This window comes from Micromonospora sp. CNZ299 (genome assembly GCF_002754415.1).
Window position 1 is genome coordinate 3,396,004 of the sequence record NZ_PEFG01000001.1, and the last position, 25,990, is coordinate 3,421,993.

At 70.3% G+C, this 25,990-nt stretch carries 22 protein-coding genes; 10 read left to right on the forward strand and 12 right to left on the reverse strand.

Annotated features, from left to right (window positions below):
* Nucleotides 1–28: 28 nt before the first annotated feature.
* The 3 genes from CLT68_RS15960 to CLT68_RS15970 all read right to left on the reverse strand — a co-directional run bounded on the left by CLT68_RS15960 (nucleotide 29) and on the right by CLT68_RS15970 (nucleotide 4,725).
* Nucleotides 29–964, reverse strand: a complete 936-nt coding sequence (locus CLT68_RS15960; RefSeq protein WP_199177064.1) for an ATP-binding cassette domain-containing protein — start codon at nucleotides 962–964, stop codon at nucleotides 29–31.
* A complete protein-coding gene (locus CLT68_RS15965) occupies nucleotides 961–3,999 on the reverse strand; it encodes an FtsX-like permease family protein (protein WP_099851829.1) in 3,039 nt (1,012 codons plus the stop codon). Before CLT68_RS15965 ends, CLT68_RS15960 begins: the two co-directional genes overlap by 4 nt.
* Nucleotides 4,000–4,077: 78 nt before the next feature.
* Nucleotides 4,078–4,725, reverse strand: a complete 648-nt coding sequence (locus CLT68_RS15970) for an ATP-binding cassette domain-containing protein (RefSeq protein ID WP_099851831.1) — start codon at nucleotides 4,723–4,725, stop codon at nucleotides 4,078–4,080.
* Between the two features lie 273 nt (nucleotides 4,726–4,998).
* Between CLT68_RS15970 and CLT68_RS15975 the strand changes: the two genes are divergently transcribed.
* Both CLT68_RS15975 and CLT68_RS33810 read left to right on the forward strand, forming a co-directional pair.
* Nucleotides 4,999–6,165, forward strand: a complete 1,167-nt coding sequence (locus CLT68_RS15975) for a M23 family metallopeptidase (protein ID WP_486482194.1) — start codon at nucleotides 4,999–5,001, stop codon at nucleotides 6,163–6,165.
* A 64-nt stretch (nucleotides 6,166–6,229) separates the two neighbouring features.
* The gene (locus CLT68_RS33810; protein ID WP_099851834.1) at nucleotides 6,230–7,603 is read left to right on the forward strand and encodes an N-acetylmuramoyl-L-alanine amidase; all 1,374 of its coding nucleotides are present in this window, start codon (nucleotides 6,230–6,232) and stop codon (nucleotides 7,601–7,603) included.
* Between the two features lie 24 nt (nucleotides 7,604–7,627).
* Here the strand turns inward: CLT68_RS33810 and CLT68_RS15985 are convergent, their stop codons facing one another.
* Both CLT68_RS15985 and CLT68_RS15990 read right to left on the reverse strand, forming a co-directional pair.
* The gene (locus CLT68_RS15985) at nucleotides 7,628–8,206 is read right to left on the reverse strand and encodes a TetR family transcriptional regulator (protein ID WP_099851835.1); all 579 of its coding nucleotides are present in this window, start codon (nucleotides 8,204–8,206) and stop codon (nucleotides 7,628–7,630) included.
* 229 nt (nucleotides 8,207–8,435) lie between these two features.
* Nucleotides 8,436–9,080, reverse strand: a complete 645-nt coding sequence (locus CLT68_RS15990) for a PEP/pyruvate-binding domain-containing protein (protein WP_486482195.1) — start codon at nucleotides 9,078–9,080, stop codon at nucleotides 8,436–8,438.
* A gap of 118 nt (nucleotides 9,081–9,198) precedes the next feature.
* On the opposite strand from CLT68_RS15990, the gene CLT68_RS15995 reads away from it, so the two are divergent.
* The gene (locus tag CLT68_RS15995) at nucleotides 9,199–9,861 is read left to right on the forward strand and encodes a M23 family metallopeptidase (RefSeq protein WP_099851837.1); all 663 of its coding nucleotides are present in this window, start codon (nucleotides 9,199–9,201) and stop codon (nucleotides 9,859–9,861) included.
* A gap of 73 nt (nucleotides 9,862–9,934) precedes the next feature.
* Nucleotides 9,935–10,165, forward strand: a complete 231-nt coding sequence (locus tag CLT68_RS16000) for a DUF2188 domain-containing protein (protein ID WP_099851838.1) — start codon at nucleotides 9,935–9,937, stop codon at nucleotides 10,163–10,165.
* A gap of 224 nt (nucleotides 10,166–10,389) precedes the next feature.
* Here CLT68_RS16000 and CLT68_RS16005 read toward each other — a convergent pair whose 3' ends face one another.
* Together CLT68_RS16005 and CLT68_RS16010 are read right to left on the reverse strand one after the other, a co-directional pair.
* Nucleotides 10,390–11,412 carry a DUF4331 family protein gene (locus CLT68_RS16005; RefSeq protein ID WP_099851840.1) on the reverse strand — a complete coding sequence of 341 codons (1,023 nt, stop codon included), beginning with the start codon at nucleotides 11,410–11,412 and terminating at the stop codon, nucleotides 10,390–10,392.
* A gap of 167 nt (nucleotides 11,413–11,579) precedes the next feature.
* Nucleotides 11,580–12,794 carry a family 16 glycosylhydrolase gene (locus CLT68_RS16010; protein WP_099851841.1) on the reverse strand — a complete coding sequence of 405 codons (1,215 nt, stop codon included), beginning with the start codon at nucleotides 12,792–12,794 and terminating at the stop codon, nucleotides 11,580–11,582.
* A gap of 426 nt (nucleotides 12,795–13,220) precedes the next feature.
* Between CLT68_RS16010 and CLT68_RS16015 the strand changes: the two genes are divergently transcribed.
* On the forward strand, nucleotides 13,221–13,619 hold the full coding sequence (locus CLT68_RS16015; RefSeq protein WP_099851843.1) for a hypothetical protein: 399 nt from the start codon (nucleotides 13,221–13,223) through the stop codon (nucleotides 13,617–13,619).
* 16 nt (nucleotides 13,620–13,635) lie between these two features.
* Here the strand turns inward: CLT68_RS16015 and CLT68_RS16020 are convergent, their stop codons facing one another.
* From CLT68_RS16020 to CLT68_RS16035, 4 genes are all read right to left on the reverse strand, one after another.
* On the reverse strand, nucleotides 13,636–15,102 hold the full coding sequence (locus CLT68_RS16020) for an aminotransferase class V-fold PLP-dependent enzyme (protein ID WP_099851845.1): 1,467 nt from the start codon (nucleotides 15,100–15,102) through the stop codon (nucleotides 13,636–13,638).
* Nucleotides 15,089–16,774, reverse strand: coding sequence for an ATP-binding cassette domain-containing protein (locus CLT68_RS16025; protein ID WP_099851847.1), 1,686 nt, complete (start codon nucleotides 16,772–16,774; stop codon nucleotides 15,089–15,091). The genes CLT68_RS16020 and CLT68_RS16025 overlap by 14 nt, the downstream gene beginning before the upstream one ends.
* Before the next feature lie 92 nt (nucleotides 16,775–16,866).
* A complete protein-coding gene (locus tag CLT68_RS16030) occupies nucleotides 16,867–17,784 on the reverse strand; it encodes an alpha/beta fold hydrolase (protein ID WP_158240891.1) in 918 nt (305 codons plus the stop codon).
* The gene (locus CLT68_RS16035; RefSeq protein WP_099851848.1) at nucleotides 17,781–18,365 is read right to left on the reverse strand and encodes a TetR/AcrR family transcriptional regulator; all 585 of its coding nucleotides are present in this window, start codon (nucleotides 18,363–18,365) and stop codon (nucleotides 17,781–17,783) included. Before CLT68_RS16035 ends, CLT68_RS16030 begins: the two co-directional genes overlap by 4 nt.
* Nucleotides 18,366–18,500: 135 nt before the next feature.
* Here CLT68_RS16035 and CLT68_RS16040 point away from each other — a divergent pair, with 135 nt between their 5' ends.
* From CLT68_RS16040 to CLT68_RS16060, 5 genes are all read left to right on the forward strand, one after another.
* Nucleotides 18,501–19,679 (forward strand): alcohol dehydrogenase catalytic domain-containing protein, encoded by a 1,179-nt coding sequence (locus CLT68_RS16040; RefSeq protein ID WP_099851850.1) that lies wholly within the window; start codon nucleotides 18,501–18,503, stop codon nucleotides 19,677–19,679.
* Nucleotides 19,680–20,213: 534 nt separating this feature from the next.
* Complete coding sequence (mmsA, locus tag CLT68_RS16045; protein ID WP_099851851.1) at nucleotides 20,214–21,761, forward strand: multiple monosaccharide ABC transporter ATP-binding protein; 1,548 nt, start codon at nucleotides 20,214–20,216, stop codon at nucleotides 21,759–21,761.
* Nucleotides 21,758–23,056 carry a multiple monosaccharide ABC transporter permease gene (mmsB, locus tag CLT68_RS16050; RefSeq protein WP_099851853.1) on the forward strand — a complete coding sequence of 433 codons (1,299 nt, stop codon included), beginning with the start codon at nucleotides 21,758–21,760 and terminating at the stop codon, nucleotides 23,054–23,056. Before mmsA ends, mmsB begins: the two co-directional genes overlap by 4 nt.
* A gap of 52 nt (nucleotides 23,057–23,108) precedes the next feature.
* Complete coding sequence (locus tag CLT68_RS16055; RefSeq protein WP_099851854.1) at nucleotides 23,109–24,212, forward strand: substrate-binding domain-containing protein; 1,104 nt, start codon at nucleotides 23,109–23,111, stop codon at nucleotides 24,210–24,212.
* A 169-nt stretch (nucleotides 24,213–24,381) separates the two neighbouring features.
* Nucleotides 24,382–25,587 carry an ROK family transcriptional regulator gene (locus CLT68_RS16060; RefSeq protein WP_247671735.1) on the forward strand — a complete coding sequence of 402 codons (1,206 nt, stop codon included), beginning with the start codon at nucleotides 24,382–24,384 and terminating at the stop codon, nucleotides 25,585–25,587.
* 25 nt (nucleotides 25,588–25,612) lie between these two features.
* Here CLT68_RS16060 and CLT68_RS16065 read toward each other — a convergent pair whose 3' ends face one another.
* On the reverse strand, nucleotides 25,613–25,957 hold the full coding sequence (locus CLT68_RS16065) for an avidin-fold protein (protein WP_099851858.1): 345 nt from the start codon (nucleotides 25,955–25,957) through the stop codon (nucleotides 25,613–25,615).
* Between the last annotated feature and the right edge of the window lie 33 nt (nucleotides 25,958–25,990).

Here is a 25,990-nt window from a genome sequence, read left to right on the forward strand (position 1 = left end):
ACAACGACGGCAACGCGTTCAACCAGGTTCAGACGGCGTGGTCAGCCTCACCGCTGGCGCTGGCCACCCCGTCGTCTCCGCCGAGGGACGGGGCGGCCACGGCACGGAGAGTGATCGACTCATCGTTGTGGTCGACCTCGAACAACGTCCCGGCCGGGAAGGCCGCCGACGTCTCGGGCGGCAACTGGATCGTCCCGTCACCGGCCACCACGGCGAAGTCCCGGCCGTTACGCCCCTCGGCGCCGACCCGGCCGTCGCGGATGGTGACCGCTCGGCCGAGATGGGCGCCCACCTCGCCGTCGTGGGTCACCACGACCACCGTGGTGCCCCGCTCCGCGTTGACGGTGGCCAGCGCCGCGAGCACCTCGTCGCGACCGGCCACGTCGAGCTGACTGGTCGGCTCGTCGACCAGGAGCAGGCCGGGCCCGGCGGCGAGCCCCTGCGCCAGAGCGGCCCGCTGGCGCTGCCCCGGGGTCAGGTCGCTCACCCGCCGTGCGCCGGCACCGGCGAGACCGACCAGGTCCAGGATCGCCTCCGGTGGGTCGAGCCGGCGTCCGGCGAGGCGCGCCGCGGGTCGCTGTGCCAGCCAGATGTTGCGCGACAGCGACAGGTACGGCAGCAGGTTGCGTTCGGCGCCCTGGAGCACAGTGCCGACCGTGGCCCCGCGCAGGGCGGCCAGGCCCTTGGACGAGAGTCGGGACAGCTCGTGGTCGCCGACGTAGACCCGCCCGGCGGAGGGTTGCATGAGCCCACCGAGGATGGCCACCAACGTGGACTTGCCGGAGCCGGACGGACCCACCAGCGCCAGCATCTCGCCGGCTGCGATGTTGAGGTCCACGCCGGAGAGCGCGACGACGTCACCGGTGGCGGTGGGGTAGATGTGGATCAGCCGATGGCAGGTGACCGCCACACCCCCGGCCGGCTGTGCGGCGGTCACCGGCTCGTCCTGCCGCGCGGCGGTCATCGACCGCTCCGGCGGCGCACCGAGGCGGCGACGATCCGACCGAGCACGACCGCCGTGAGGGCGAACAGGATGACGGCCGGCACCGCGAACAACAGCAGCCGGCCGACGTCCGGCCAGTCGGGTAACGGGACCGGTGAACGGCCGTCACTGAACAGACGCTGCCCGCCCCGGGTGAGGAGCCAGATCACCAGGGTGACGAGAGCACCCGACCCCACCGCGAACACGACCGGCCACCCGTAGCCGCCACGCACGGCGCCTGGTGGCAACCCCTGCCGACGGAGCGCCACCAGCATGGCCACCCGGGTGCGCTGCTCGGCGGAGGCCGTCGCCACCAGGCCGGCCGCCCCGATCAGCACCCCGGCCAGCGCGGCGAACACGTTGAAGCGCAGCGCCAACGCCGCTCCCTGCCGATCGAAGTCCTCTCGGACGCGGGTGATCGTCTTCTCACCTCGCACGACCAGACCCTGTGCGCGAAGCCGGTCGAGGACGTCTGCGGGAGCCGACTGCGCCAACCAGACCTCCTCGTTGCCGTTCTGGCTGGCGACGGCGAGTCGGTCCGCGTACTCCAGGTCGACGATGAGGCCGGAGCCACCGAGCCGCGGCAGGCGGTCGGCCAGGCCTCGAACCGACCCGTTGGTCGGTGTCCCGTCGACACCGTCGTACGGATGAGACCCGCCGAGCCCCGTCCCCTTCGACCGGGTCAGGTAGACGGGCAGCGGGAACGGCGCATCGACGACACCGACGCCGGCCGGCCTTGCCCGCCGGGCTTCGGGGATATCGAGGACCAGCCCCGCCTTGGTCCCGCTCGCGGCGTTGAGAGACGTGTCGTTCGGATCGAGCAGCCGCCACCGTTGCAGATCGGCGAGCTGCGCGCCGGTCAGCACGACAGTCTCGCTTCCGCCGTCGGCTTCGGCGGTGCGCAGCTCCTCGAAGTGGATCTTGACTTTCCGGACCACCACGGGAGCGTCGATTTCGATCTTGACGAGCCGGCATTCCTGCGCGCACTCGGGCACCTGGAGGAAGTAATCCTTCTGGCCGGGCTGGATGTCGTCGCGGGGGAGGACCACCCGGGTGCCGTTCCGGCCGGAGATCGTGATCGCGAGGCGGACCCGATACCCGGCGAAGACCTCGGCGTCGAAGTCTGCGGACAGAGCCATGACGAGCTGTCGCCCTCGCAGTTGCACCGGTGCCCCCGGTGCGGCTGGGCGGATCTGTCGTGCGACGTCCGGCAGGGACACGCCGTAGGACGGATGCGGCGCGGCCACCGTCGCCAGTCGGTCGGAGTCCACGGCCAGCAGCGGCGTGCCGGCCGCGTCGGGCGAACCCGACACCACGGCGGCCATCGCGAATCTGCCCTCGGGATCGACCGCCCGCACGGCTGTCAACAGGTGTGAACGGGAGGTCGCGTCGACCTCGACGACGCGGGGCGCACCGACCTCGACGGCCGCCCGGTCGCGGTAGGCGGCCGAGGCGACCTCACTCGTCGCGACGGTGAAGGCGAGCATTGCGACGACAACGGTGAGCAGGGCGATCAGGGGTCGGAACCGCGGTTGCCGGGCCACCTGCACCAGGGCGAGGCCGACCGCCGTCCGGCCACGCAGGAGCAGCTGCGCACCCACCGCGGCTCCGGCGATCATCGCGACCCGCGCCAGCAGCACACCTGCGGCGAGCGCTCCGGCGACCGGTGCCACCAGCGCGAGGCCGCTGGGCGATCCGCCGGAGCGTAACTGCACCACGGCGGCCACAGCGATGGACACCGCGACGACGTCACCGATGGTCGCCCGCCATCCTCGTACCCGTGTCGGCACCCGGCGCAGCAGGTCGACGACCGGCGCGGACATCATCCGAGCCTGGGCCAGCAGCACTGCGGCGAGTGCGCCGACGGCGCCGATGGTGGCGAATCCGATCGTGGTCGCGTCCACCACGACGTCGACGTGGGTCGGGAGGGTGTGCGCGGCGAGCAGTTGGGCAGCGGCCAGACCGGCCAGGCAGCCGAGGGGAATCGCGACCAGCACGGGCACGGCGTGCTCGCCGATCGCCAGCGCCCACAGTCGTCGGCGCTGCACCCCGCGGAGCAGGAGCAGGCCCTGCTCCGGTCGCCGCTGGTCGGCCGCCGAGCCGACCGCGACGAAGAGGACCAGCCAGCAGAGCAGGACGAGCAGCCCCGCGCCCAGCGCCACACCGTCGGCCAGTTGCCCGCGTTGCAGCGTGACGCGGTCCAACAGACTGGGCAGGGAAGTGCCGGCCCCGAGGCCCTCACGGCTCCCGTCGCGCTCCAGCACCGCGATCGCCGCTTGGAGGTCCTCTATCGATCGACTGTCCAGCAACTGCTCGGTGGCGTAGAGATCGGCCGTCGACCGGAAAAGGATCACCTGCTCGTCGACGAGGGGCGAGGACTCGGCACTGAAGATGGCGTCTTCGGCGCTGCCCGGGATCGACGTGCTGGTCGAGTCCGCCGGGGGTGGCCGGATGAACTCCTCGCCAAGCCAGAACGGGTCCTTCACGTCCAGCGGCTGGTAGATGCCGGCCACCCGCACCGGCACCGCGCCGAACGTGAACTGATCCCCGACGGCGACACCGAGCCGCGCGGCGGTGTGCGTGCTGACCATGACCTCGGGGAGCTCACCCCTGGAGATGACCCGGGGGCAGGCGCCGGTCACGGTGACACGTTCGCAGACCCCCGCCCGATAGGTCAGGTTCGAGGTCACCGTGCCGGCGCGACCGGCGGCGACACCGCCACTCTGGGCGCCCAGGACGACGTCGAAACCGGCCGGCGTCAACTGCCGGACCTTGCCGGCGAACATCGTCCTGGTGGGATCGCCGGGCATCCCCGGATATTCGACGGGATCGGCGAGTCGCATCCGAAGCTCGTTCGGCTGCGCGGTGGACAGTTCGTAGCGCCACAGGGCCTGCCCGGCCGCGGCGACGTAGGTCGGTGCGGCCGCTGCGGCGGCGCTGGCGAGCACCGCGAGTAGCAGCACGGCCATGGCCTGTGCACGGCGGGCCGCGATCGCGCCCCAGATGACGGTCAGCATCAACGCCGACGGTATTGACTCGGCCGCAGGCCCGCTGCCCCGTGCGGGTGGACTGAGACCTGCCGGTTATTCGGGGCCTCAGTCGCGCAGGATCTCCGCCCGGCCCTCGACGAGGTGCAGCTCCGCTTCGCAGGCGGCGGCCACCTCCGGGTCGTGGGTGGCGAACACGACGGCGGCACCCCGGCATGCCTCGTCGTGCAGCAGATCCAGAACCCGCTGCCGATTGCCCGCGTCCAGTTCGCTGGTCACCTCGTCGGCCAGCAGCAGGCCGCCGCGCAGCGCGAGACCGCGAGCGATGGCCGTGCGCTGCTGTTGGCCGCCAGACAGTTCCTCGACCAACTGGTCGGCCTGGCCGGTGAGACCCAGCCGATCCAACATCGCTGCGGTCTGCTGGCGGGCCTCCGGCGCTGCCACGCCGCCGGCGACCAGTGCCACCTGGAGGTTTTCGGTCGCGGTGAGGATCGGGGCCAGACCGTTGTCCTGCGGGACGAGGACGATCCGCTGCGCAACCGCGTGATCACGGTCGCGGAGCGCCTGCCCGTCGACAGTCACTGTGCCGTCTCGTGGGCGCAGCAGCCCGGCCATCGCGTTGAGCAGGGTGGTCTTGCCGGCGCCCGACGAACCGGTCAGCGCCAGCACCCGACCCGGACGGACCGTCACCGACACGTCCCGGAGGACGGCCGGCGCGTCGCCGTAGCCGACCGACACCCGTTGAAGAGTCAACATCTGCGCTCGCCCCCTCCGGTACCGGCGTTCCGCACAGTGCCACGCGCGACCGGATCACGCAATCCTCGTGCACGGGCCGTGCAGTGCGCCAAACCGGCCCGCACTGGCGCGAATCCAGGGATGTAGAAAACCTTCGATGGGTGCGTTGACTTCGACGATTTGCTACATAACAATCAGCGTCAATATCGACGGTTGTCTCTCGGTTGTCATCCGGAAGGAGGCACCCGTGGCGGAAACCGGCGGCCCGAAAACCCATCCGAGAGTGAGGCCACGATGAGACACGGTCGACGACTGGTCGGCGGCACAGCCGCGGCCCTGTTGATGGTCACGAGCCTGATCGGGGCGGCGCCCAGCGCCTCGGCTGCGGCCGTCACCCCCGCGCTCACCGCAGCGGTGACCGCAAAGCTGCTCGGTTCCGCCCAGCTGTCCACGGCCGACGCGCGACCGGAAACCCGGATCACCGTCAGCCGCACCAGCGGCCGCTGGGCGTTCGGCACCGCTGTCGCTCTCGCGCCCCGACAGGAGGACGCCCACCCGACCGGGTCGATCTTCCTCGCCCGCTCCGAGTCCGCCGGCTGGCGGATCGCCTTCGACGGAGAGGCCGCCTTCGGCGAACTGGCCGCCGAGTCGCCCCTCATGACGGGTCAGGAGCGGAGCGTGCTCACCACCACGCCGGCCCCGATGTACGCGGGCGGCGACTACCGGACCGGGATGGCCCTGCCGTTCGGCGTCGGCCAGACGTGGACGCTCACCAGTGGCCCGCACGGCTGGGGCGGAAGCGAGTCGCCGTACAGCTCGGTCGACCTGGCCGGCGGCGACCAGGTGGTCCGCGCGGCCCGGGCCGGAACGGCGTACACGATGTGCCAGGGGTGGATCCGTGTCATCCACGACCGGGGCTACTCGACCGACTACTACCACCTGTGGAACAGCATCTCCGTCAACGGCGCAGGTGTCGGCCAGGGCGCGGTCCTCGGCAACACCGGCACCGACGTGACCTGCGGCGGCGCGGCCTACGGCCGGCACGTCCACTTCGGGCTCCGGCAGAACAGCGCGTACGTGCCGATCGCCGGCCACGACATCGGCAAGTGGGTGCTGGCCAACGGCGCCGCCGCCTACCAGGGCGGGGCGCGGCACGGGTCGGCCTGGGCCGGTGCCGGGGCGGGCCTCTACAACTACGGCGCGCTCGGCTTCAACCAGGGGGTGGTCGACGCGAACGGCGGCGGGGTGCTCACCCGACGTGCCGGGCCGGGAACCGGCTATGGCTCGCTCGGCTCGGTCGCCGACGGCGCCACCGTCACCATCTCCTGCTCCGCCAACGGCACCTCGCACACCGGGCGGTACGGCACCACGGCGCTCTGGAACCGGTTGAGCGACGGCAGTTGGGTTTCCGACGCCTACCTGTCGACCGGTGTGAACGGTCCGATCAACGGCTGGTGCTGACGAGTTCGACCACCGAGGTTGGCGGCTGACCGGCCGCCAACCTCAGTCACCGCAAGGAGAGCTGATGCCCGTTCGAAGCTTCCACCGAGGCCGGTTCCTGCTCGCCCTGACCACCGCCCTGACCGGAGTCGTCGCAGTCGCGTCACCGGCCGTCGCGGATCCCGCTGGCACGCCAGTGACGGCCGCCCCGCTGGCCGTCGCGTTCGACACCGCCGCCGCGCGGTACGACGTTCCGCGCGACCTCCTGGTGGCGCTGGGCTACGCCGAGTCGCGGCTGGAGATGCACGCCAGCACACCGAGCGCGGCGGGCGGCCACGGGCTGATGCACCTGGCGAGCAACCCCGGGGTGCGCACCCTGGACGAGGCTGCCGCGCTCACCCGGCTCAGCCCGGCCGCGCTGCGTACCGAACCCACAGCGAACGTGCTCGGGGCGGCTGCCGTCCTGCGCTCGTACGCCGATCAGGCGGGCCTCACCGCCGCCGCGCGCGACGACGTGAACGGTTGGTTCGGACCGGTCGCCCGGTACGGCGGCGCCAGCGAGCCGTCGGTCGCGCGGCTCTACGCGGACACCGTCTACGACCTGCTGCGTGCGGGTTTCACCGGGCGCGGCGAGGCGGTGGCCGGGCGGCCGGTAACGCCCCGGCGAGGTGGCCTGGAGCGGGCCGCCGTGCTCGGCGGGATCGGCACCCTCAGCACCGACTACGGGCCGGCCGCGTGGGCGCCGGCCAGCACGAGCAACTACACAGTGGCCAGTCGACCGGGCAGCCACCCGGTCACCCGCGTCGTCATCCACATGACGCAGGGCTCGTACGCCGGCGCTGTCAGCTGGTTCCAGAACCCGGCGGCAAAGGCCAGCGCGCACTACACCTTCCGCTCCTCCGACGGGGCCGTCACCCAGTCGGTGCGGGAGAAGGACATCGCCTGGCACGCCGGCAACTGGACCTACAACACCGAGTCGATCGGCATCGAGCACGAGGGGTTCGTCGACAACCCTGCCTGGTTCACCGATGCGATGTATCGCGCCTCGGCCGCGCTCACCCGGAGCCTCACCACGAAGTACGGCATACCCAGGGACCGGGCGCACATCATCGCCCACCGTGAGGTGCCCGGTGCCACCCACACCGACCCGGGCCCGAACTGGAACTGGACCTACTACATGCAGTTGGTGAACGGGGTCACCGGCATCGGCTCCGGCACTGTGAACACCGAGGCGTCCAGCCTCAACGTGCGCTCCGGCCCCGGTGCCAGCTATCCGGTCGTCGGCTCGGTCGCCGACGGCGCCACCGTCTCCGTCTACTGCCAGGCCGTCGGCAGCACGGTCACCGGCCCGTACGGCACGACCTCCGTCTGGAACCGGATCGGCACCAACCGCTACGTCTCCGACGCCTTCGTGCTGACCGGCTACGACGGGTACATCCCGAACGTGCCGCGCTGCTGAGGGCACACCTGCGACCGCGACCGCTCAGGCGGCCGCCGACGAGCCGAAGAGCAGGTCCAGCTGGGCGTCCAGCGCGTCCAGCGCCTGCTCGGCGGTGTACTGCCCGCCCAGCAGATAGAGGCCCAGCCCCTCCATCAGCGCGAGCAGGCCGGCCGCCTCGGCGGCGTCGCCGGTGGGCAGGACGCTGGCGATGAAACTGGTCAGCTGCATGGTGTCGGCGCGCAGACCGGTCGCGGACGCCGGTCGTACCGCTGTGTAGGCGAGGAATGCCAGCGCCACCCGCCCGTCGTCACGGTTCCGGTCGTCGAGCGGCAACAGCGCGGCGATCATCGTGCGCAGCAGCAGCCGGGGGGCGGGGTTCTCGCCCAGGCGCGCCAGGGCCTCGGTGACCCGGATCTGGCCGCGTTCGCGGACCACCGCCATCGCGAACGCCATCATCTCGTCCTTGGTCCGGAAGTAGTGCTGGACCATGCCGGCGGACACGCCGGCCTCGGCAGCAACGTGACGGAGGCTGACGGCCTCCAGGCCCTGATCCGCGGCGACCCGCATCAGCGCGTCCGCGATGAGGGTGCGTCGCTCCTGGTGATCGACTTTCTTGGGCATGGCCTCGATCGTTTCACAGTGGGTGACCCGGACACCCCGCCGGCGCGGCGGCGGTCACCGGCTGACGGTGGTGCTCGCGGGGGCGCCGCGCGCGCTGCGCAGGAGGCCGTCCGGGTCGTCGGCGTACAGTCGCAGCTCGTCCACGGGCGTGGACCCGGTCTTCGTCAGGAGCCGAAGTGGGCCTGCAACCGCTCGCCAGTGGCCCGCAGCTCGGCCAGGTGGGCGGACGTCAGGCATCCCGTGTCGTCGCGTGGGACGCCGTCAACGTGGTGGTCGACATTCGCTGCGCCGTCGACGTGGTGGTCGACATTCGCTGCGCCGTCGAGGACGTAGTGGTCGACGGTCGCCGCGCCGTCCACCACCGTCGTCCCGAGGCCGGCAGCGGCGTCGACCGCATCTCGTCGCGACGCCCGGTCAGCGGGTTCGCGGTGAACAGCACCCCCGCCACCGTGGGCGTGATCATGCGTTGCACGACGACGGCCATCCGCACCGTCTGATGATCGATCTGGCGGGCGTCGCGGTAGGCGGTCGCCCGGTCGCTGTGCAGCGAATCCCAGCACGTCTCGATGGCGGCGATCAGCTCGGCGGCGCCCGTGACGTTGAGGACGGTGTCCTGCTGCCCGGCGAAGCTGGCGTCGGGCAGGTCCTCCGCGGTGGCGCTGGAGCGCACCGCCACCGGGCCCGCCCCGAGCCGCTCGTAGGCGGCGACGACCTCGGCCGTCGGGATGACGCCGAGTCGGTGGGCCTCGGTGGTGACGCAGAAGCCCTCGGGGACCCGTTCACCGCGCCGGATCAGCTCACCCAACCCGGCGGCCTTGCCCCCGACCAGGTCGAGCATCTGGGTGGTCGCCTCGGACAACGCGATCACGTGCATGGGGCCCGCTCTCGTTGCAATACGACTGTATTGCATCTGACCGTACCCCGTTCACGATGCGACTGCAATGTCTCCCTCGGTCGGGCGGCCGGGAGCGGAAGCGTTGCCGGCGTCTGCCATGCTCGGGCCGGTGACGACCGGCCGCCCCGACAGAGCCCGCACCCACCGCCGCCCTCGAAACCGCACTGTCCGGGTTCTCCTTGCGCTCGTCGCGGTGGCGGCCGTTCTCGGCGTCGCGCTGGTCGTGGTGCCGATGCTGCGACCGGCGGGTCCGCGCCCGCTCTTCCAGATGCCGGTCAGCTGCGGCGAGACGTGGCAACTGGGCACCTACCCCGGCCACGACGACTACGACGTCGACCTGTTCCCCACCGAGGGCGAGGCGTGGGGGCGGCCGGTGCTCGCGTCCTACGCCGGCACGGTCACGGTGGCGGGCATCAACGGCTCGCTCGGTGGCCGTACCCCGGACAACCCCGACGGCCCACGGGGGCGGGGTGGCGGTTACTGGGTGAAGATCGACCACGGCGGCAAGTGGGAGACGCAGTACCTGCACATGCTCGAACCACCGCTGGTCGAGGTCGGTCAGAAGGTCGCCCAGGGTGAGCAGATCGGGCGGCTCGGCAGCACCGGCAACTCCGGCGCGCCGCACCTGCACTATGAGCAGCGACGCGGCTGGGACAAGGTGGAGACCCACTTCGACGGGGAGCCGTCGACCATCACCACCGACGACCGCGAATACACGGTCAAGCGGACGAGCAACAACTGCCCTGCGGCCGTCTCCTGAGGACGGCAGTTTGCCCCGGTGTGCCTGGGGGCACCTATTCGGGAGACATTCAGACGCAGGGAGGGAGCCGGCCATGGCCAAGGGTGACGTCGAGACCTACCAAGAGGACGGGCAGTGGAAGAACAAGCCGGAGGGCAACGAGCGGGCCAGCAGCACGCATGACGTGAAGGCCGACGCGCAGGCCCAGGGCCGCGAGATGGCCGCCGACCGTGGCGTCGAACACGTGATCAAGAAGCAGGACGGCACGATCGGGGAGAAGAACACCTACCCCCGCAGTCGTGACCCCCGTGACATCGAGGGCTGACACAGCTCGCTTTTCGTCCACTGACCTCCTCGGCATCGCCGGGGAGGTCAGTTGGTTTTCACGGCCTGTCGCCTGCTGGGACGACGGTCCGGCTATTGGTGTGATCGCCTCGGTTTCAATGAAGGCTGGTATCGGGACGTCCCCGATAGCCCGACTTCCGCGAAGGCGAGTGGATCACGCCCAGAGTGGGTGCTTCCAGGCGTGGACGGCCCTTCGGGAAGCGGTCAGGCCGGGACCACATAGGGGAAGGAGGCGGCACGGGCCACCTTGGTGACCTCCGGAGTCAGCCCGGAGGTGGTGCCGGTGTTGAGGATCAGGGAGAACATCACCTCGGGCGCGTTGTCGGCCATGGTGCGCCCGTTGCGGATCGCGAAGCCGAAGTTCGCAGCCGTGCCGATCTTGTACGACAGCAGGTCGGGGTAGAGCTGTCGGGCAACGCTCCAGCCGTACGCCTGCGGGTCCGGTGCGGTGCCGTTCGCCGCGACGACACCCGCGACGGCGTTGGCGATCTCCTCGCCGTCCTCGGTGAGGTCTTGATTGGGGTGGCGGAAGTTGGCGGGATTTGAGAAGTCGGTGTCGTGCGGCCAGAAGATCGGCCACATCATGGGGTGGCCGGCGCGGTTGATCTGACGCCAGCCACCGGCATCGGTGGCCAGCAGCGTGCGACACCACACGCCGATCTCGGTGCCGTCGCGCAGCAACGGCTCGTCATGGGAGACCTCAAGGACGATCGACTCCACGGTCGTGCCCGCGAAGCTGTTCTTGGCCTGGTCGACGCGCCACGCTGAGCGGTCCACCATCGACCCGTCCTTCACCGCGCCGTTGATGGTGGCGAGTTCGTCGAGATCGATGAAGAACGGGTCGGCGATCCGCCCGGCCCAGATCCGGACGTTGCCGCCGGTCGTCACCTCGCCGGTGCGCCCCTCTGCGATGGGAGTGCCCATCGCGGCGTCGTCGCGGGCGTCCGCCCCGGTCAGCTCGTACAGCTGGAAGGTCTGCCTGTTGTCACCGTCGAGCTCGCCGAAGACGAACCGGTAGGTCAGATCCTCCATCTCGGCGCCGTTGACGTGGATCTTGATCTCGTAACGGCCCTCGGCGTGGAAGCCGCGCTTGATGTCAGCCTTGGTCACCGAGCTGTTGACGTCCATCACGAACACCGTGGCCCGGTTGCCGTCGAAGACGTACAGGTCGTTGATGTAGAGCTGGCCGCCCTGGGCGGCGAGGGGGGTGTCGAGGTGGTGCGACATGAGTTCACTCCCGGAGCGGCCGAATATCTGGATTAATCCGAACATAGCGGGCAGGAGGCAACCTGCCGCGCCATCGGCTTAATCCGGAGTCGCCCGCGTTGGGGCCCGCATGGCGGTGGGCCGCCCGAAGCTGTGCTCGGACGGCCCACTCGGCGGTGCTGGTGTCGTCAGATGCGAGACCACTTCTGGTTGGCGGCGCCGAGGCAGTCCCAGAGGTGCAGCTTGCCGCCGTTGTTGGGATTGGCTTCCCGCACGTCCACGCACTTGTTGGCGTTGAGGTTGACCAGGTCGCCGGCCGCGTTGAGGGTGAAGCGCTGCGCGGGATTGCCGTTGCACGTGACCAGGTTGACCTCGGTGCCGTTGGCGGTGCCGGCCCAGGCGGGGTCCATGCACTTGCCCATCGCGCGGATGGTCCCGTCCGAGGCGAAGGTCCAGGCCTGCGCGGCGGTGGTGTTGCAGTCCCAGATCTGGAGCTTCGCGCCGTCGACCGGGTTGGCGCTGGGGATGTCGATGCAGCGGCCGCTCTGCGCCCCGCGGATCCGGCTGGTGCCGGGAGTCGGGTTGCCGCCACCGTCGGAGGTGTAGCTGGACACCCGGACGTAGTCGACGAGCATCTGCTGCGGGAACTGCGTGGAGCCGTCCGGGTAGCCGGGCCAGTTACCGCCGACCGCCACGTTGAGGATCATGAAGAAGGGGTGGTCGAACACCCAGCGGTTGCCGCCGAGTCGGGCGGGGTCGACCCGGTGGTACTGCACCCCGTCCAGGTACCAGGTGATCACGTTCGGCTCCCAGTCGACCCGGTAGGTGTGGAAGTCGTCGGCGAGCGGTGCCCCGACGGTGCGGCTGCCGGTGATGCCGCCGCCGCCCGAGTAGCCGGGTCCGTGCACCGTGCCGTACACGGTGTTGGGCTCCCGGCCGATGTTCTCCATGATGTCGATCTCGCCGGCGTCGGGCCAACCGCCGCCGGTGCCGAGCATCCAGAACGCGGGCCAGATGCCCTGACCGCGCGGGATCTTGATCCGCGCCTCGAACCGACCGTACGTCTGGGTGAAGGTGGCCGCCGACAGGAGTCGGGCCGACGTGTACTCACAGCGCCCGTAGTGGCACTGGTAGTTGCCGGGGTTGTCCCGGCGAGCCGTGATGACGAGGTTGCCCTGGCCGTCGTGGACGGCGTTGCTGGTGCTGTTCGTGTAGTACTGCCGCTCGTTGTTGCCCCAACCGCTGCCGCCGATGTCGAACCGCCACTTGTTCTGGTCGACAGGCGTGCCGGCGGGGGAGTTGAACTCGTCCTGCCAGCTGATCGGGCCGATGGCGGCCTCGGCCCGGTCGGGATGCGGCGGGACGACGAGCGCCGCGGCGGTCGCGATGAGGGCGGCTGCCATGAGTACGAGAGGGCGGAAGCGGAGTCTGGGGCGGGCTGTGAACACGGGAGGCTCCTCAGCGAGGGGGTGGCGGAGGCTGCGTGCCGGAGAGGCGGAGAGCGCTCTCTAGAATGAAGCATGTCGATATCATGACCTTCTGTCAAGACTGTTTCCAATATGCCAACCGTCCGTTACCGCCCGATGCTGCGCAGTGATCGGTGGAGTGCCGGTGGGCGACAGGATCACCAGGTCGATCGATGTCTCCGAGGTGGACGGCAGCCGCCGCATCGAAGCAGGTCGCCGCTATCGAGTACTACTCGATAGCGGTCGAATCGACCCTTCCTATTGCCGTGAGGCGTCCACCCGGGACAGGATGGCGAGGCGAGCGGGAAACCTCCCGTAACCTGCGCGCTGCTGGTCTCTGTCACAAGGAAGTGGGAGTCAGTCATGAGCGACGCGTCGACGGCGCTGGGTGTGCGCCTCTACCCGGATCTGGTCGAGCGGGGTGGCCTGGCCCCCGCGCTCATCGAAACCGCTGCCCGTCATGGGCTCGATCTCGGCCGGGTCACCGCCCCCGAGCAGGGGCGGAGCCGGTTCACCTGCGCCGAGCTGCACTCCGAGCAGGGCGTGGTCTGCGTGAAGCTGGGTTCGCAGGCCCGATACTTCATGATCGATCTGCGGGTCTCGGGCGAAGTCCTCGCGCGCGGCGACGTCATGGACCTGTTGCAGGTCGCCAAGGTGGCGGCGGCCTGGCAGGCCGGGATGACGATCGCCGAGCTCACCGCCCAGTTCCCGTTCATGGAGGAGATCAAGCACCGCCCGGCGCCCGTGGCCCAGGTCAGCTAGCGCGCGGTCGGTCAGGTCAACACCGCAGCCGGGGCGGCAGAGCAGCCTCGACGCCGACCTCACGGTTCAGCCAGGTCGACTGGACGAAGGCGACGAAGCGTTCCGCGTCGGTCGCGGTGGAGGCCAGCCCGAACGAGACGCGGACCGCGCCGCCCGTCGGCAGCCGCAACGTGGCGAGATACTGGTCGATCGTGTCGACCCGCGCCAACAACCGCCGCCGCAGCGACTCCCTCCTGATGCCGAACGCGCCCTCACCCGCGCCCGGGTTGCAGAAACAGCCGGTACGCAGGGAAAAGCCGGCCGCTGCGGCTTCCCGTGCGACCAACCGCTCGTCGACCAGCGTGCCGTCCGGATGGCGGAGGTTGAAGGTCACCGTCGCGCCGCGCGCCGCACCCGTCGTCGGCCCGTACACCTGGACCAGCGGCCCACCGGTGTCGTGCCGCAGGGTGACCAGCCGCTCCAGCAACCATTCGGTGAGCAGGCCGACGCGGGTGTGCACGAGATCGACGCCGATCGAGTCGAGCCAGCGCAACCCGAACTCCACGTCCGGGATGCTCAGGAAGTTGAGTGTGCCGTCCTCGAACGCCGACTCGTCATCCATCGACCGGTGCCAGTCGCCCTGCACGCTGACCGCGCGGATCGTGCCGCCGGCGAACCACGGCCGGCGCAGCCGGGCCAGCGCGTCGCGCCGGGCCAGCAGCGCGCCGACCCCGGTGGGATAGCCGAAGAGCTTGTACCAGCTCAGACATACGAAATCCGGCCGGACGACGCCGAGGTCCAACCGGTTCGTCGGCGCGAAGGCGGCGGCGTCGAGCAGCACGTCGTACCCGTGCTGGTGGGCCAACTCCACCCAGCTCAGCGCGTGCTGCACGCCGGAGAAGTTGCTCTGCGCCGGATAGGCGAACAACCCTCGGCGGCCCGGAAGACCCCACCGTCCGGCCAGCCCGCGCGGGCCGGCGTCGAGCACCCTGGTCAGATCCGATTCGGCGACCCGCAACTCCGGCCCGCTCAGCGGTACGTAACGCACGGCCCCGCCGGCTGCCCGGGCGTACTCCCGGATGCCGTTGACCGAGTTGTGGTTGTCCCAGGTCAGCACCAGCGGCGAGGCCCGGCCGAAGTCGTACGCCTCGCCGACCAGCCGACAGGCGCCGCTGGCGTTCGGGGTGAAGACGACCGCGTACTCGGCCGGGTCGGCGTGGAAGAAGTCGAGCACCGCGCGCCGGGCCGAGTCCACCAGGGAACCTGCCGCCGCGCTGGTGGGGTTCTCCGAGTGGGGATTGCTGTACAGCCCGGCGAGCAACCGATCGTGGTGTTGGCGTACCTGGGCCTGTGCCGCCACCCCGGCCCCGGCGTAGTCGAGATACACCTGCCCGTCCGTGTCCAGGTGGCGGTACTCGGTGGCGCGCAGCTCGTCGATCCGCCCGGTGGCGGCGTATCCCGGCAACGCGGTCGGGGAGGTGCGCGGCGGCTCAGGTCGTTCCACGGGAGTCCCGTCGTGCCAGCACCGCCCAGGTGGCGCACAGGAAGAGCAGCACGAAACCGCCGAGCACCAGCCAGTTGACCCACACCGGCCGGGAGAAGCTGTCACCGTACGTGGCGAGCAGCGGCGGGCCGAGCGGGGAACCACCGTCTCGCCAGAGCTGCTCCACCCCGGCGGTGTGCCCAAGGGCCTCGAACGCCCACCGGTTCGACATCGCGTAGCTGAGCCACTGACCGCCGGTCGCCATGGCGGGCACTGGCAGGATCGCGCCGACGAACAGCACCTGCGGGAAGCAGAGCATCGGCAGCATGAGCGTCGCCTGGGCCGCGTCGGAGACGGCCGCGGAGCACAGCAGGCCGAGGGCGAGCGCCGCCGCCGAGGAGAGCAGCAGGGTCGCGTACAGGGCGGCGAAGTCCCGGCCGTCGACCGGTGGCAGCCGGTCGATGCCGCGCAACACCCCGAGCAGAGCCAGGTCCACCAGGGCCAGCAGCGGAAGCAGCACCGCGACCTTCCCCATCAGGTACGGCACCAGCCGGACGCCCGCCAGCCGCTCGCGGCGCAGGATCGGCAACTCGGTGCAGATCTGCAGCAGCCCGTAGGTCAGCCCGAAGAAGAAGCCGCCGAACGCGATCCAGAACAGGATCATCACGGTCACCGTCGGGCTCGGCCGGGTCGGGTCGAACGCACCTGGCCGGAACAGCAGCGCGAACATGCCGAGCACCATCAGCGGCGAGCCGAGCAGGATCGCCAGGGTCAGCCGGTTGCGGACGACGATCTCCGCGTTGCGTGTAGTGAGGACGGCCCACTGACGCAACCGGCCGACCCTCCAGGGCGCTGGCGCGGAAACGTCGCAGTGGTCGGTCGCGCGGGCCGGCGACCCGGCGTCGCGCTGAGCGGCGAAACGGTCGGGCCAGGCGGCCGGGTCGGTTTCCTCGTCGAGCCGCAGGTGCACCTCCGCGAGGGACCGCAGGCCGAAGAACTCCCGGGCGGCGGAAGGTGTGCCGGTGAACGCCAGGCGGCCCTGGCGGGTCAGCACCACGACCCGGTCGCAGTGGTCCACGTCGGTGATCTGGTGGGTGGTGAGCACGACTGTGGTCCCCGCGTCGGCGAGGGTGCGCAGCACCCGGAGCAACTCCACGGCGATCGCCGGGTCCAGCCCGGAGGTGGGCTCGTCCAGGAAGAACACCCCGGGCCGGTCGAGCAGCTCGACGGCGATGCTGGCGCGCTTGCGCTCACCGCCGCTGAGCCTGCCCACCGGCACCGCGGCCCGCTCGGCGAGCCGCAGTTCGGCGAGCACCTCGGCGACCCGGTCGCTGATCTCGGTCGGCCCGGTCCCGGATGGGAGGCGTAGCCGGGCCGCGTACCGCAGGGTCCGGGCCAGCGGCAGCTCGCGGTGGATGATGTCGTCCTGGGGCACGAAGCCGATCGCGTGGACCGCGTCGGCCCCGTCGTGTGCCACGGTGCCCGTCGTCGGCCGCCGAACCCGGGCGAGCGTCTCCAACAGGGTGGTCTTGCCGGCGCCGCTCACGCCGATGACGGCGACGACCTCGCCGGGCTGGATGGTCAGCGAGATGTCGTCGAGGATGCGGCGGCCGCCTGGGACGGTGCGGCCCAGACCGGTGGCCGTGATGCCGAGGTCGGTACGCGGGGGAGACGTGGTCTGCTCGGTCGTCATGTCGGGTGCCCGATCCGGTCGGTGGGTGGTCCGCCTGAATATCGTGCCTCGCCGATGCTACGTCCGGTGTGGACCGTGCCGGCCCCGCCAGCTCAGTCGATGGTGCTGGCCCACCACCTCGCGCCGGTGGGTGGGTCACCGGTCGCCGTCACGTCGGCGTCGGGGTCTCGGCTGGGCCAGGTCGCCGAGATCTCGGTGAAGAACTGCCGCAGGGCGTCGGCGACCAGAGCTGGTGCCGTCATCGTCGCGAAATGTGACTGGCCCGGCCAGACGACGTGGCGCGCGGCCGGAATCGTGGCCGCGAGGGTGTGCGTCGTCGTGGGCATCGGCTCCCACGTGTCGGCGCCGGACAGCACGAGAGTCGGCACGGTGATCGAGGACCACCGGGCGATGTCCGTGCTGTCCCGGGCGAGGGCCTCGAGATCGTGCAGCCAACCGATCGCCGACCGCCGCGCCTCGACCGGGTCGGGCGTCCGGTCGCCGGCCGCGGCGGCGAAGGCGGCGACGACCTCAGCCGGAACCCGTGTCACGCCGTTCAACGCCGCTGCCATCGCCCCGGCGTCGTCGCGCTCGAAGGCGGCACGGTACGCGTCGAGCAGGGGTGCGACCTCCGCTCCGGCCGCGAAGAGCGGCGGCTCGAAGACGGCAAGCGAGCGTACGTCGCACGGATCGGCCGATGCGGTGTGCAACGCCACTGTCGCTCCGTAGGACGCTCCGACGAGATGGACCGGCTTGCCGGAGGACTGGCGGGCCGCCGCGATGACGGCGGTCAGGTCGACGGTCTCCTCCGCGAAGGACTTGGGGCCGGGCGGGACGTCGCTGGGACCGTAGCCGCGCCGGGCCGGCATCCACACCTCGTGGTCGTGGGCCAGGTCGTCCGCGACGGCGGCCCAGGAGTGCAGCCCGCCGCCCGAGCCGTGCACGAGGACGACGGGGTCGCCGGCACCCAGGCGCCGGACCACCAGACGGGTCCCGTCGGCCGACTCGACATGGTGATCGTGGCTCGTCACTGCTGCTCCCGCGTTCCGGTCGGCCAGTTGCTCACTGTGGTGTGCACCGCGTCGAGGATCGAGTGCCAGGACGCGTCGACGGCGCGGGGATGCCCGAAGCCGTCCACAGTCTCGAGACTCACGAAACCGTGCAGGGTGCTGCGGACGAATCGCAACGCGTCGGTCAGAGCGGGCTCGTCGAGCCCGTAACCGCGCAGCATCGCGTAGCTCAGCTCGATGAGGCGCAGGTGCCCCGTCGAACTCGTGCCGACCTCGGCCGGCAACGGGAGCTGGGTCGCGGCGTACTGCCCCGGGTGCGTGACGGCGAACGCGCGCCAGGCGTCGGCGAACCCGACGAGGGCCTGGTGGCCCGCCCGACCAGCCACGGCGATCGCGAGTGCGTCGGCGAACCCGGCCGCCGCGCGGATCGCGACCTGCTCGATCAACGCGTCCCGGCTGCGGACGTGCACGTACAGGGCGGCGTCCGAGACGCCGAAATGCCGGGCGACGGCCGCGACGGTCAACCGGGACAGGCCGACCGAGTCCGCCAGCTCGGCTGCGGCGGCCGAGACGCGCGCGCTGGTCAGTCCCTGCCGTGGCATAACGGTCCTTTGGCTGGTTAGGAATGAACTTAGGGCCCCTAAGATAGCACCGCCGCAACCGGTCGCCGATTCCAGCGGCATGAACGGCGCAGTCGGGGGAAGACCGGCCTTCCGCTGCCGAACAGGAGTGCCGGGATGAGAGCCGTCGTCTACACGGGCGTCCGGACCGTCGCCGTGCGGGAGGTGCCCGACGCGACGCTGGAGGCGGAGACCGACGCGGTCGTGCGGATCACCTCCGCCGCCCTCTGCGGCACCGACCTGCACATGTACGACGGACGGACCAGCGCCGAGCCCGGCCTCGTGCTGGGTCACGAACCGTTGGGTGTGGTGCACGAGGTCGGCAGCGCGGTGCAGGCCGTCCGGCCGGGCACGCGGGTGGTGATCCCCACGCACCTGTTCTGCGGGACGTGCGTGATGTGCGCGCGAGGGCTCTCGGCAGCCTGTCTGCGAGCCCGTGCCGAGGGGCCGGGCGCGGCGTACGGCTACGCCGGAATGGGTCCGTACCGGGGCGCACAGGCCGACCTGCTGCGCGTGCCGTGGGCCGACGCCAACTGCGTACCCGTGCCCGGGGAGCCGGGGGACGCGTACGAGGACGACTTCGTGCTTCTCGCCGACGCGTTCGTCACCGGGTGGCACGCCGCGGGCACCCTCGCCGGGGTCGAGCCAGGTGACACGGTGGCCGTGTTCGGCGCCGGCACCATCGGTCTGCTGAGCGCGTACTCGGCGCTGCTCCGGGGTGCCCGGGTCGTGTACTGCGTCGACGGTGTCGACGCCCGGCTCGACAAGGCCGGCGAGATGGGCGCCGCGCCGATCGACTTCCGCCGGGGCGACCCGGTCGAGCAGATCCGCGCCGACCGGGCCCGGACCGGGCTGCCGCTCGGCGAGGAGAAGCTGGGCGGGGTGGACAAGGTCATCGACGCGGTCGGGTTCCAGGCCCGTGACCGGGAGCACCCCGAGCAGGAGCGTCCGAACCAGGTCATCGCCGACGCGGCCCGACTGGTCAATGCCGCTGGCGCGATCGCGGTCGCCGGTGTGTACCCGGACCGGGACCCACACCCCGGCCCTGGCGCGGACGGCCACGAGAACCTGGTCGCGCCATGGGGAGCGCTGTTCAGCAAGGGAGTGGCGGTCCGGTTCGGTCGCACCCACGACCGCCGCTACACCGTCCTGCTGCGGGACCTGGTCGTTGCGGGCCGAGCGCGGCCCAGCATGATCGTCACCCACCACGGCACCCTTGACGACGCTCCCGATTTCTATCGCAGCTTCGACCGCCGAGAGAACGGCGTGATCAAGGCGGTGCTGCGCCCGAGCTGACCGGTCGGATCGCCGATGCCGACGGCCGCGAATCGGCCTTAATGGGCGTTAAGGCGCGGATCCCTCTCCTGGTGGCGGGCGTGTCACGGCGACCGTCGTCGATCCGGGTCATCCGTAGAGGCGTGGGTCACACCGTTCGGCGAGGGTCGCCGTGGCATCGCCGAGAGGGCGCCGGCGTCGCGGTCCGATCAGGATCTTTCGATGGTGGCGGGCGCGCGGGTGGGTCGTCGTTTGTCCGGCCGCTGTGGATCACCCCTGGTGGTGGGGCTTGTCAAGGGCGGCTGGAGCCAACGGCGGCGTCGCTGCCATTTGACAACGTTGCCACCGGCACGCGAGGGTGCCCGGAGTGACTGCGGGGGCGGCTGTGACGGGCGAAGACAGTGTGACGTCTATATTGCCGGATTGTTACATTTTCAACAGGCCCTCGCCTTGCGGATGACCCTCTGGCCGCAATACGTTGCCGTCAACAACAAAACCAAGTGAAGGTTCAACCTTCCGGAGGCAACCGATGACGTTGGCGAGGTGGTACGAGCGATGAGCGACGTGCCCATCCTCCTTGAGATGCGCTCCATCACCAAGGAGTTCCCTGGAGTCAAGGCCCTCTCCGACGTCAACCTGGTGGTTCGCGCCGGCGAGATCCATGCCATCTGCGGCGAGAACGGCGCGGGCAAGTCCACCCTGATGAAGGTGCTCAGCGGGGTCTACCCGCACGGCACCTACGACGGCCAGATCATCTACCAGGGGTCGGAGAGCAAGTTCTCCGACATCCGGGCCAGTGAGAACGCCGGCATCGTGATCATCCACCAGGAGCTCGCGCTCATTCCCGGAATGTCGATCGCCGAGAACATCTTCCTCGGCAACGAACCGCGCAAGCGGGGCGCGATCGACTGGAAGGCCGCGAACCGGATGGCGCTGGACCTGATGGCCCGGGTCGGTCTGCAAGAGGACCCGGACACCCTGATCAAGGACATCGGGGTCGGCAAGCAGCAGCTCGTGGAGATCGCCAAGGCGTTCGCCAAGGACGTGAAGCTGCTCATCCTGGACGAGCCCACCGCGGCGCTGAACGAGGCCGACTCCAAGCACCTGCTGGACCTGCTGCGTGGGTTCCGCTCCCGCGGCATCACCTCGATCATGATCTCGCACAAGCTCAACGAGATCGAGGCGATCGCGGACCAGATCACCATCCTGCGCGACGGCCGGACCGTGGAGACCCTCGACGTCAAGGCGGACGGGGTCGACGAGGACCGGATCGTGCGGGGCATGGTCGGGCGAGAGCTGAGCAGTCGGTTCCCGGACCACACGCCGAAGATCGGCGAGGTCTTCTTCGAGGTTCGCAACTGGAACGTCCGGCACCCGATCTCCGCCGACCGGCAGGTCTGCAAGAACGAGAGCTTCGTGGTGCGCCGCGGCGAGATCGTCGGCTTCGCCGGTCTGATGGGCGCGGGCCGCACCGAACTCGCGATGAGCATCTTCGGCCGCTCGTACGGGGTGTTCGAGTCGGGCACCATCATCAAGGACGGCAAGGAGATCGTCCTGAAGTCGGTCGCGGACGCGATCGACAACGGGCTCGCGTACGTCAGCGAGGACCGCAAGGCGATCGGCCTCAACCTGCTCGACGACATCAAGGCCTCGACGGTGGCGGCCAAGCTGTCCAAGATTTCGCACCGCGGCGTTCTGAGCGAGGTCGAGGAATACCAGGCGGCCGAGTCGTACCGCAAGGAGTTGCGGACCAAGGCCCCGACGGTCGACGAGAGCGTCTCCAAGCTCTCCGGCGGCAACCAGCAGAAGGTCGTCCTGGCGAAGTGGATGTTCACCGACCCGGACCTGCTGATCCTCGACGAGCCGACACGCGGCATCGACGTGGGTGCCAAGTATGAGATCTACGGCATCATCCAGCGGCTCGCCGACCAGGGGAAGGGCGTCATCGTCATCTCCTCGGAGCTGCCTGAGCTGATCGGGCTGTGCGACCGCATCTACACCGTGTTCGAAGGTGCCATCACGGGCGAGATCGCCCGGGCGGACGCCACCCCGGAAAACCTCATGAAGCAGATGACCTCGACGAAGAAGATGGCCACACGATGAGCCGATTGAAGGACCTTCAGAAGAACCTGTTCGGAGGCACCACCTCCAACGCTCGCCAGTTCGGAATGATCTTCACGCTGGTGGCGATCGTCCTGATCTTCCAGGTCTGGACCGACGGGCTGACCCTGCGGTCGGACAACCTGATCGCGCTGTTCCAGCAGAACTCGTACATCCTGATCCTGGCCATCGGCATGCTCATGGTGATCGTGGCCGGGCACATCGACCTCTCGGTCGGCTCCGTCGCGGCCTTCGCGGGCATCCTGGTCGCCAAGTCGATGACCGAGTGGGACCTGCCCTGGCCCGCCGCGATCGTCTTCGGCCTCGCCATCGGCGCGGTGATCGGCGCCTGGCAGGGCTTCTGGGTGGCCTACGTCGGGGTGCCGGCGTTCATCGTCACCCTGGCCGGCATGCTGCTCTTCCGCGGTGGCAACCAGTTCATCGGTAACGCGCAGAGCATTCCGGTGCCGGAGGGCTTCCGGGAGATCGGCTCCGGCTTCCTGCCGGAGTTCGGTCCGAACACCGGCTACAACAACGCCACGCTGCTGCTCGGCCTCGCCGCCGCGGTGGCCGTGGTGTGGCGGGAGCTTCAGGCCCGCAAGACCCGACGGGCGATGGACGCCGACCCGGCGCCGATGTGGATCTCCATCCTGCGGATGGCCGTCATGGTCGGCGTGATCGCCTTCGCGGCGCTGCGCTTCGCCAGCGGTCGCGTCGGCACCAGCTTCCCGATCTCCGGCATCATCCTGCTGGTCCTGGTGATCGCGTACTCCTTCTACACCCGCAACACGGCCGGCGGCCGGCACATCTACGCGGTGGGCGGCAACTCCCGGGCGGCCGAGCTGTCCGGCGTGAAGCTCAAGCGGGTCAACTTCTTCGTCATGATGAACATGTCCGTCCTGGCCGCGCTGGCCGGCATGATCTTCGTGGCTCGCTCGCAGGCCTCCGGACCGCAGGACGGCAACGGCTGGGAGCTGGACGCCATCGCCGCGGTCTTCATCGGTGGCGCGGCAGTCGCCGGCGGTATCGGCACCATCAGCGGCTCCATCGTCGGTGGTCTCGTCATGGCCGTGCTCAACAACGGCCTCCAGCTCCAGGGCGTGGGCACCGACAAGGTCCAGATCATCAAGGGCCTGGTCCTGCTGCTGGCAGTCGCGATCGACGTCTACAACAAGAGCCAGGGGCGCTTCTCCATCATCGGGAGCCTGATGCGGCCCTTCCGCCGCGACGACTCCGCCCCACCCGCCTCACCGCCGGACGCGGAGCGCGAGCCCGCCAAGGCAGCGGTGTCCGGCTGACGGCCACCGACCTCTCCACCCGCCTCACCATCTAGAAAGGCAAGTCCTCACCATGCGTAAATTCTTCGGCACGTCGGTGGTGGCCATCAGCGCCGCCGCCATGCTGGCCCTCGCCGGCTGCGGCTCCGGCCGTGACGGCGACAGCGACTCCGGCGGCGAGGCCGCCAAGGGCTTCCCGGCGAACTCGCTGATCGGTGTGGCCCTTCCGGCCAAGACCTCGGAGAACTGGGTCCTCGCCGGTGACCTGTTCACCAACGGCCTCAAGGAGGCCGGCTTCCAGGGTGACGTGCAGTACGCCGGCGCGTCGACCACTGTGGCCGACCAGCAGGCTCAGATCACCGCCATGGTCACCAAGGGTGCCAAGGTCATCGTCATCGGCGCGACCGACGCCGCGCAGCTGGCGACCCAGGTCGCGGCGGCCCACACGGCCGGCGTGAAGGTCATCGCCTACGACCGGCTGATCACCAACACCCCGGACCTCGACTACTACGTCGCGTTCGACAACTTCAAGGTCGGCCAGCTCCAGGGCCAGGCCCTGCTGGAAGGCATGAAGGCCAAGAAGCCGAACGGCCCGTACAACATCGAGCTGTTCTCCGGCTCGCCGGACGACAACAACGCCGGTGTCTTCTTCAACGGCGCGATGGACGTGCTCAAGCCGGAGATCGACAAGGGCAACGTGGTCGTCGCCTCGGGTCAGAAGGACGTCAAGCAGACCGCCATCCAGGGCTGGAAGGCCGAGGGTGCGCAGGCCCGCATGGACCAGCTGCTGACCTCGACCTACGGCAACAAGGAGCTGGACGGCGTCCTCTCCCCGAACGACACGCTGGCCCGCGCCATCCTGACCTCGGTCAAGGGTGCTGGCAAGCCGACCCCGGTCGTCACCGGTCAGGACTCCGAGGTTGAGTCGGTCAAGTCGATCGTCGCTGGCGAGCAGTACATGACGATCAACAAGGACACCCGCAACCTGGTGAAGGAGACCATCAACATGGTCAAGGCTCTCCAGGCCGGTAACGCCCCGCAGGTGAACGACACCAAGTCCTACAACAACGGCAGCAAGGTCGTCGACACGTACCTGCTCCCGCCGGTCGCCGTCACCAAGGCGAACGCGGCTGAGGCGTACGCCAGCGACCCGAAGCTCGCGCCGCTCACCAAGTAATCACCGCACGGTAGGCAGCAACGCCGATGGGTCCCGGATCTCCTCTTCCGGGACCCATCGTCGTCCTCACAGCCCCGCACCACCCGGCACCGACCCGGAAGGAGGTCTGACCGTGGCGTCACCCGTCCGGTCCAGGCCAGCCGGCGTCGGCCGCAACACCGACTCCCCGCTGCCGTCCGTCCCCGGCGCCAGCCAGGAGGAGATCCGGCGACAGAACCTCGGCGCCGTGCTGCGCTACGTGCACCTGCACGGGCCGACGTCCCGGGCCGAGCTCACCGGTCGGCTCGGCCTCAACCGCAGCACCATCGGCGCCCTCGCTGCCGATCTGGTGGCCAGCGGACTGGTCACCGAGGAGGCACCCACCACCGCCCGCCGCGCCGGCAGGCCCTCGCTGGTGGTCAGCCCCCGTTCCGACCGGGTCTACGCACACGCCCTGAGCATCGACGCCGACCGGCTGCGCGCCGCCCGGGTCGGTCTCGGTGGGCAGATCCTCGATCTGCGAGAGATCCCTCGACCCGGTGGCATGTCGGCGATCGACGCCGTCGGGCCTCTCGCCGACCTGGTCCGTGACATGGAACGCTCCGTGGCCCCCGACGCGCTGCTGGTCGGCGGCGCGGTCGCGGTCACCGACACCACCCGGGAACCGGACGGCAGGATCCGGATCGCCGGGGTGGACGAGACGCTCGGCACCGCGCTGGCGGCCGAGTTCCGCGCCGGCCCGGGTTTCGTGGCCGGCGACCTGGCCGACATCGCCGGCCTGGCCGAGCACGTGCGGGGCGTGGCGGTGGGCATCGACGACGTCATCTACCTGCACGGCGACCGGGGCATCAGTGCCGGCATCATCGTCGGCGGTCGACTGATCATCGGTCACCGTGGCCACAGCGGCAAGGTCGGCCACATGGTGGTCAACCCGAACGGTCTGCCCTGCGGCTGCGGCTCACGCGGCTGCTGGGAGACCGAGATCTCCGAAGCCGCGTTGCTGCGGCACGCGGGCCTGGACCCGAGTGACCGCGGGGCGGTGGCCGAGGTGCTGCGCGCGGCCGCGGAAGGAGACCGGACCGCCCGGGAGGCGGTCGAGCAGGTCGCCGACTGGCTCGGCTTCGGTGTGGCCAACCTGGTCAACGTGGTCAACCCGGACGCCGTGGTGTTCGGTGGAACTCTCCGCGACATCTTCACCGCGGGTGCCGAAGTGGTACGCGATCGACTGGACACCATGCCGCTGCCGGCCTCCCGCGAGCACCTGCGGCTGCGCGCGGCGGCCCTCGGCCGCGACGCCGTCCTGATCGGCGCCGCCGAGTTGGCGTTCGACAAGCTCCTGGCCGACCCGCTCAACGTCGGTGTCGTCGGCCAGGCCGCGAGCACCGAGCCCGCGTAGCCGCGACTGCCCCGTCGGTGAACCGTCAGGGAGCCGGCACCTCCTCCACCACGCTGCTGCCGCTGCCCGGCCGGGACTCCCACGACCAGGTCTCGTGCAGCCGGACCCGACCGTCGGGCAGCACCGACACCTCCGAGACGCAGTGCCCCGAGGACGTCTGACCGTCGGTGTTGAGCTGGACGTACCGGAAGTCCAGTCGGTCGCCCGTACGGGTGCCGACCAGGTGACCGCGTCGGATGGACCCGCCGGCGTACTCGGCCCACACCTCGCCGGCCCGTTCGTGGTACGCGAACACGGTCTGCGTGCCCACCTCGCCGGCCACCACGTCCACCACGGCCCGGAACCGCCGACCGTCCAAGGAGATCGTCATCTGCCGAACCTAATCGAGGCAGCGTTCCCGTAT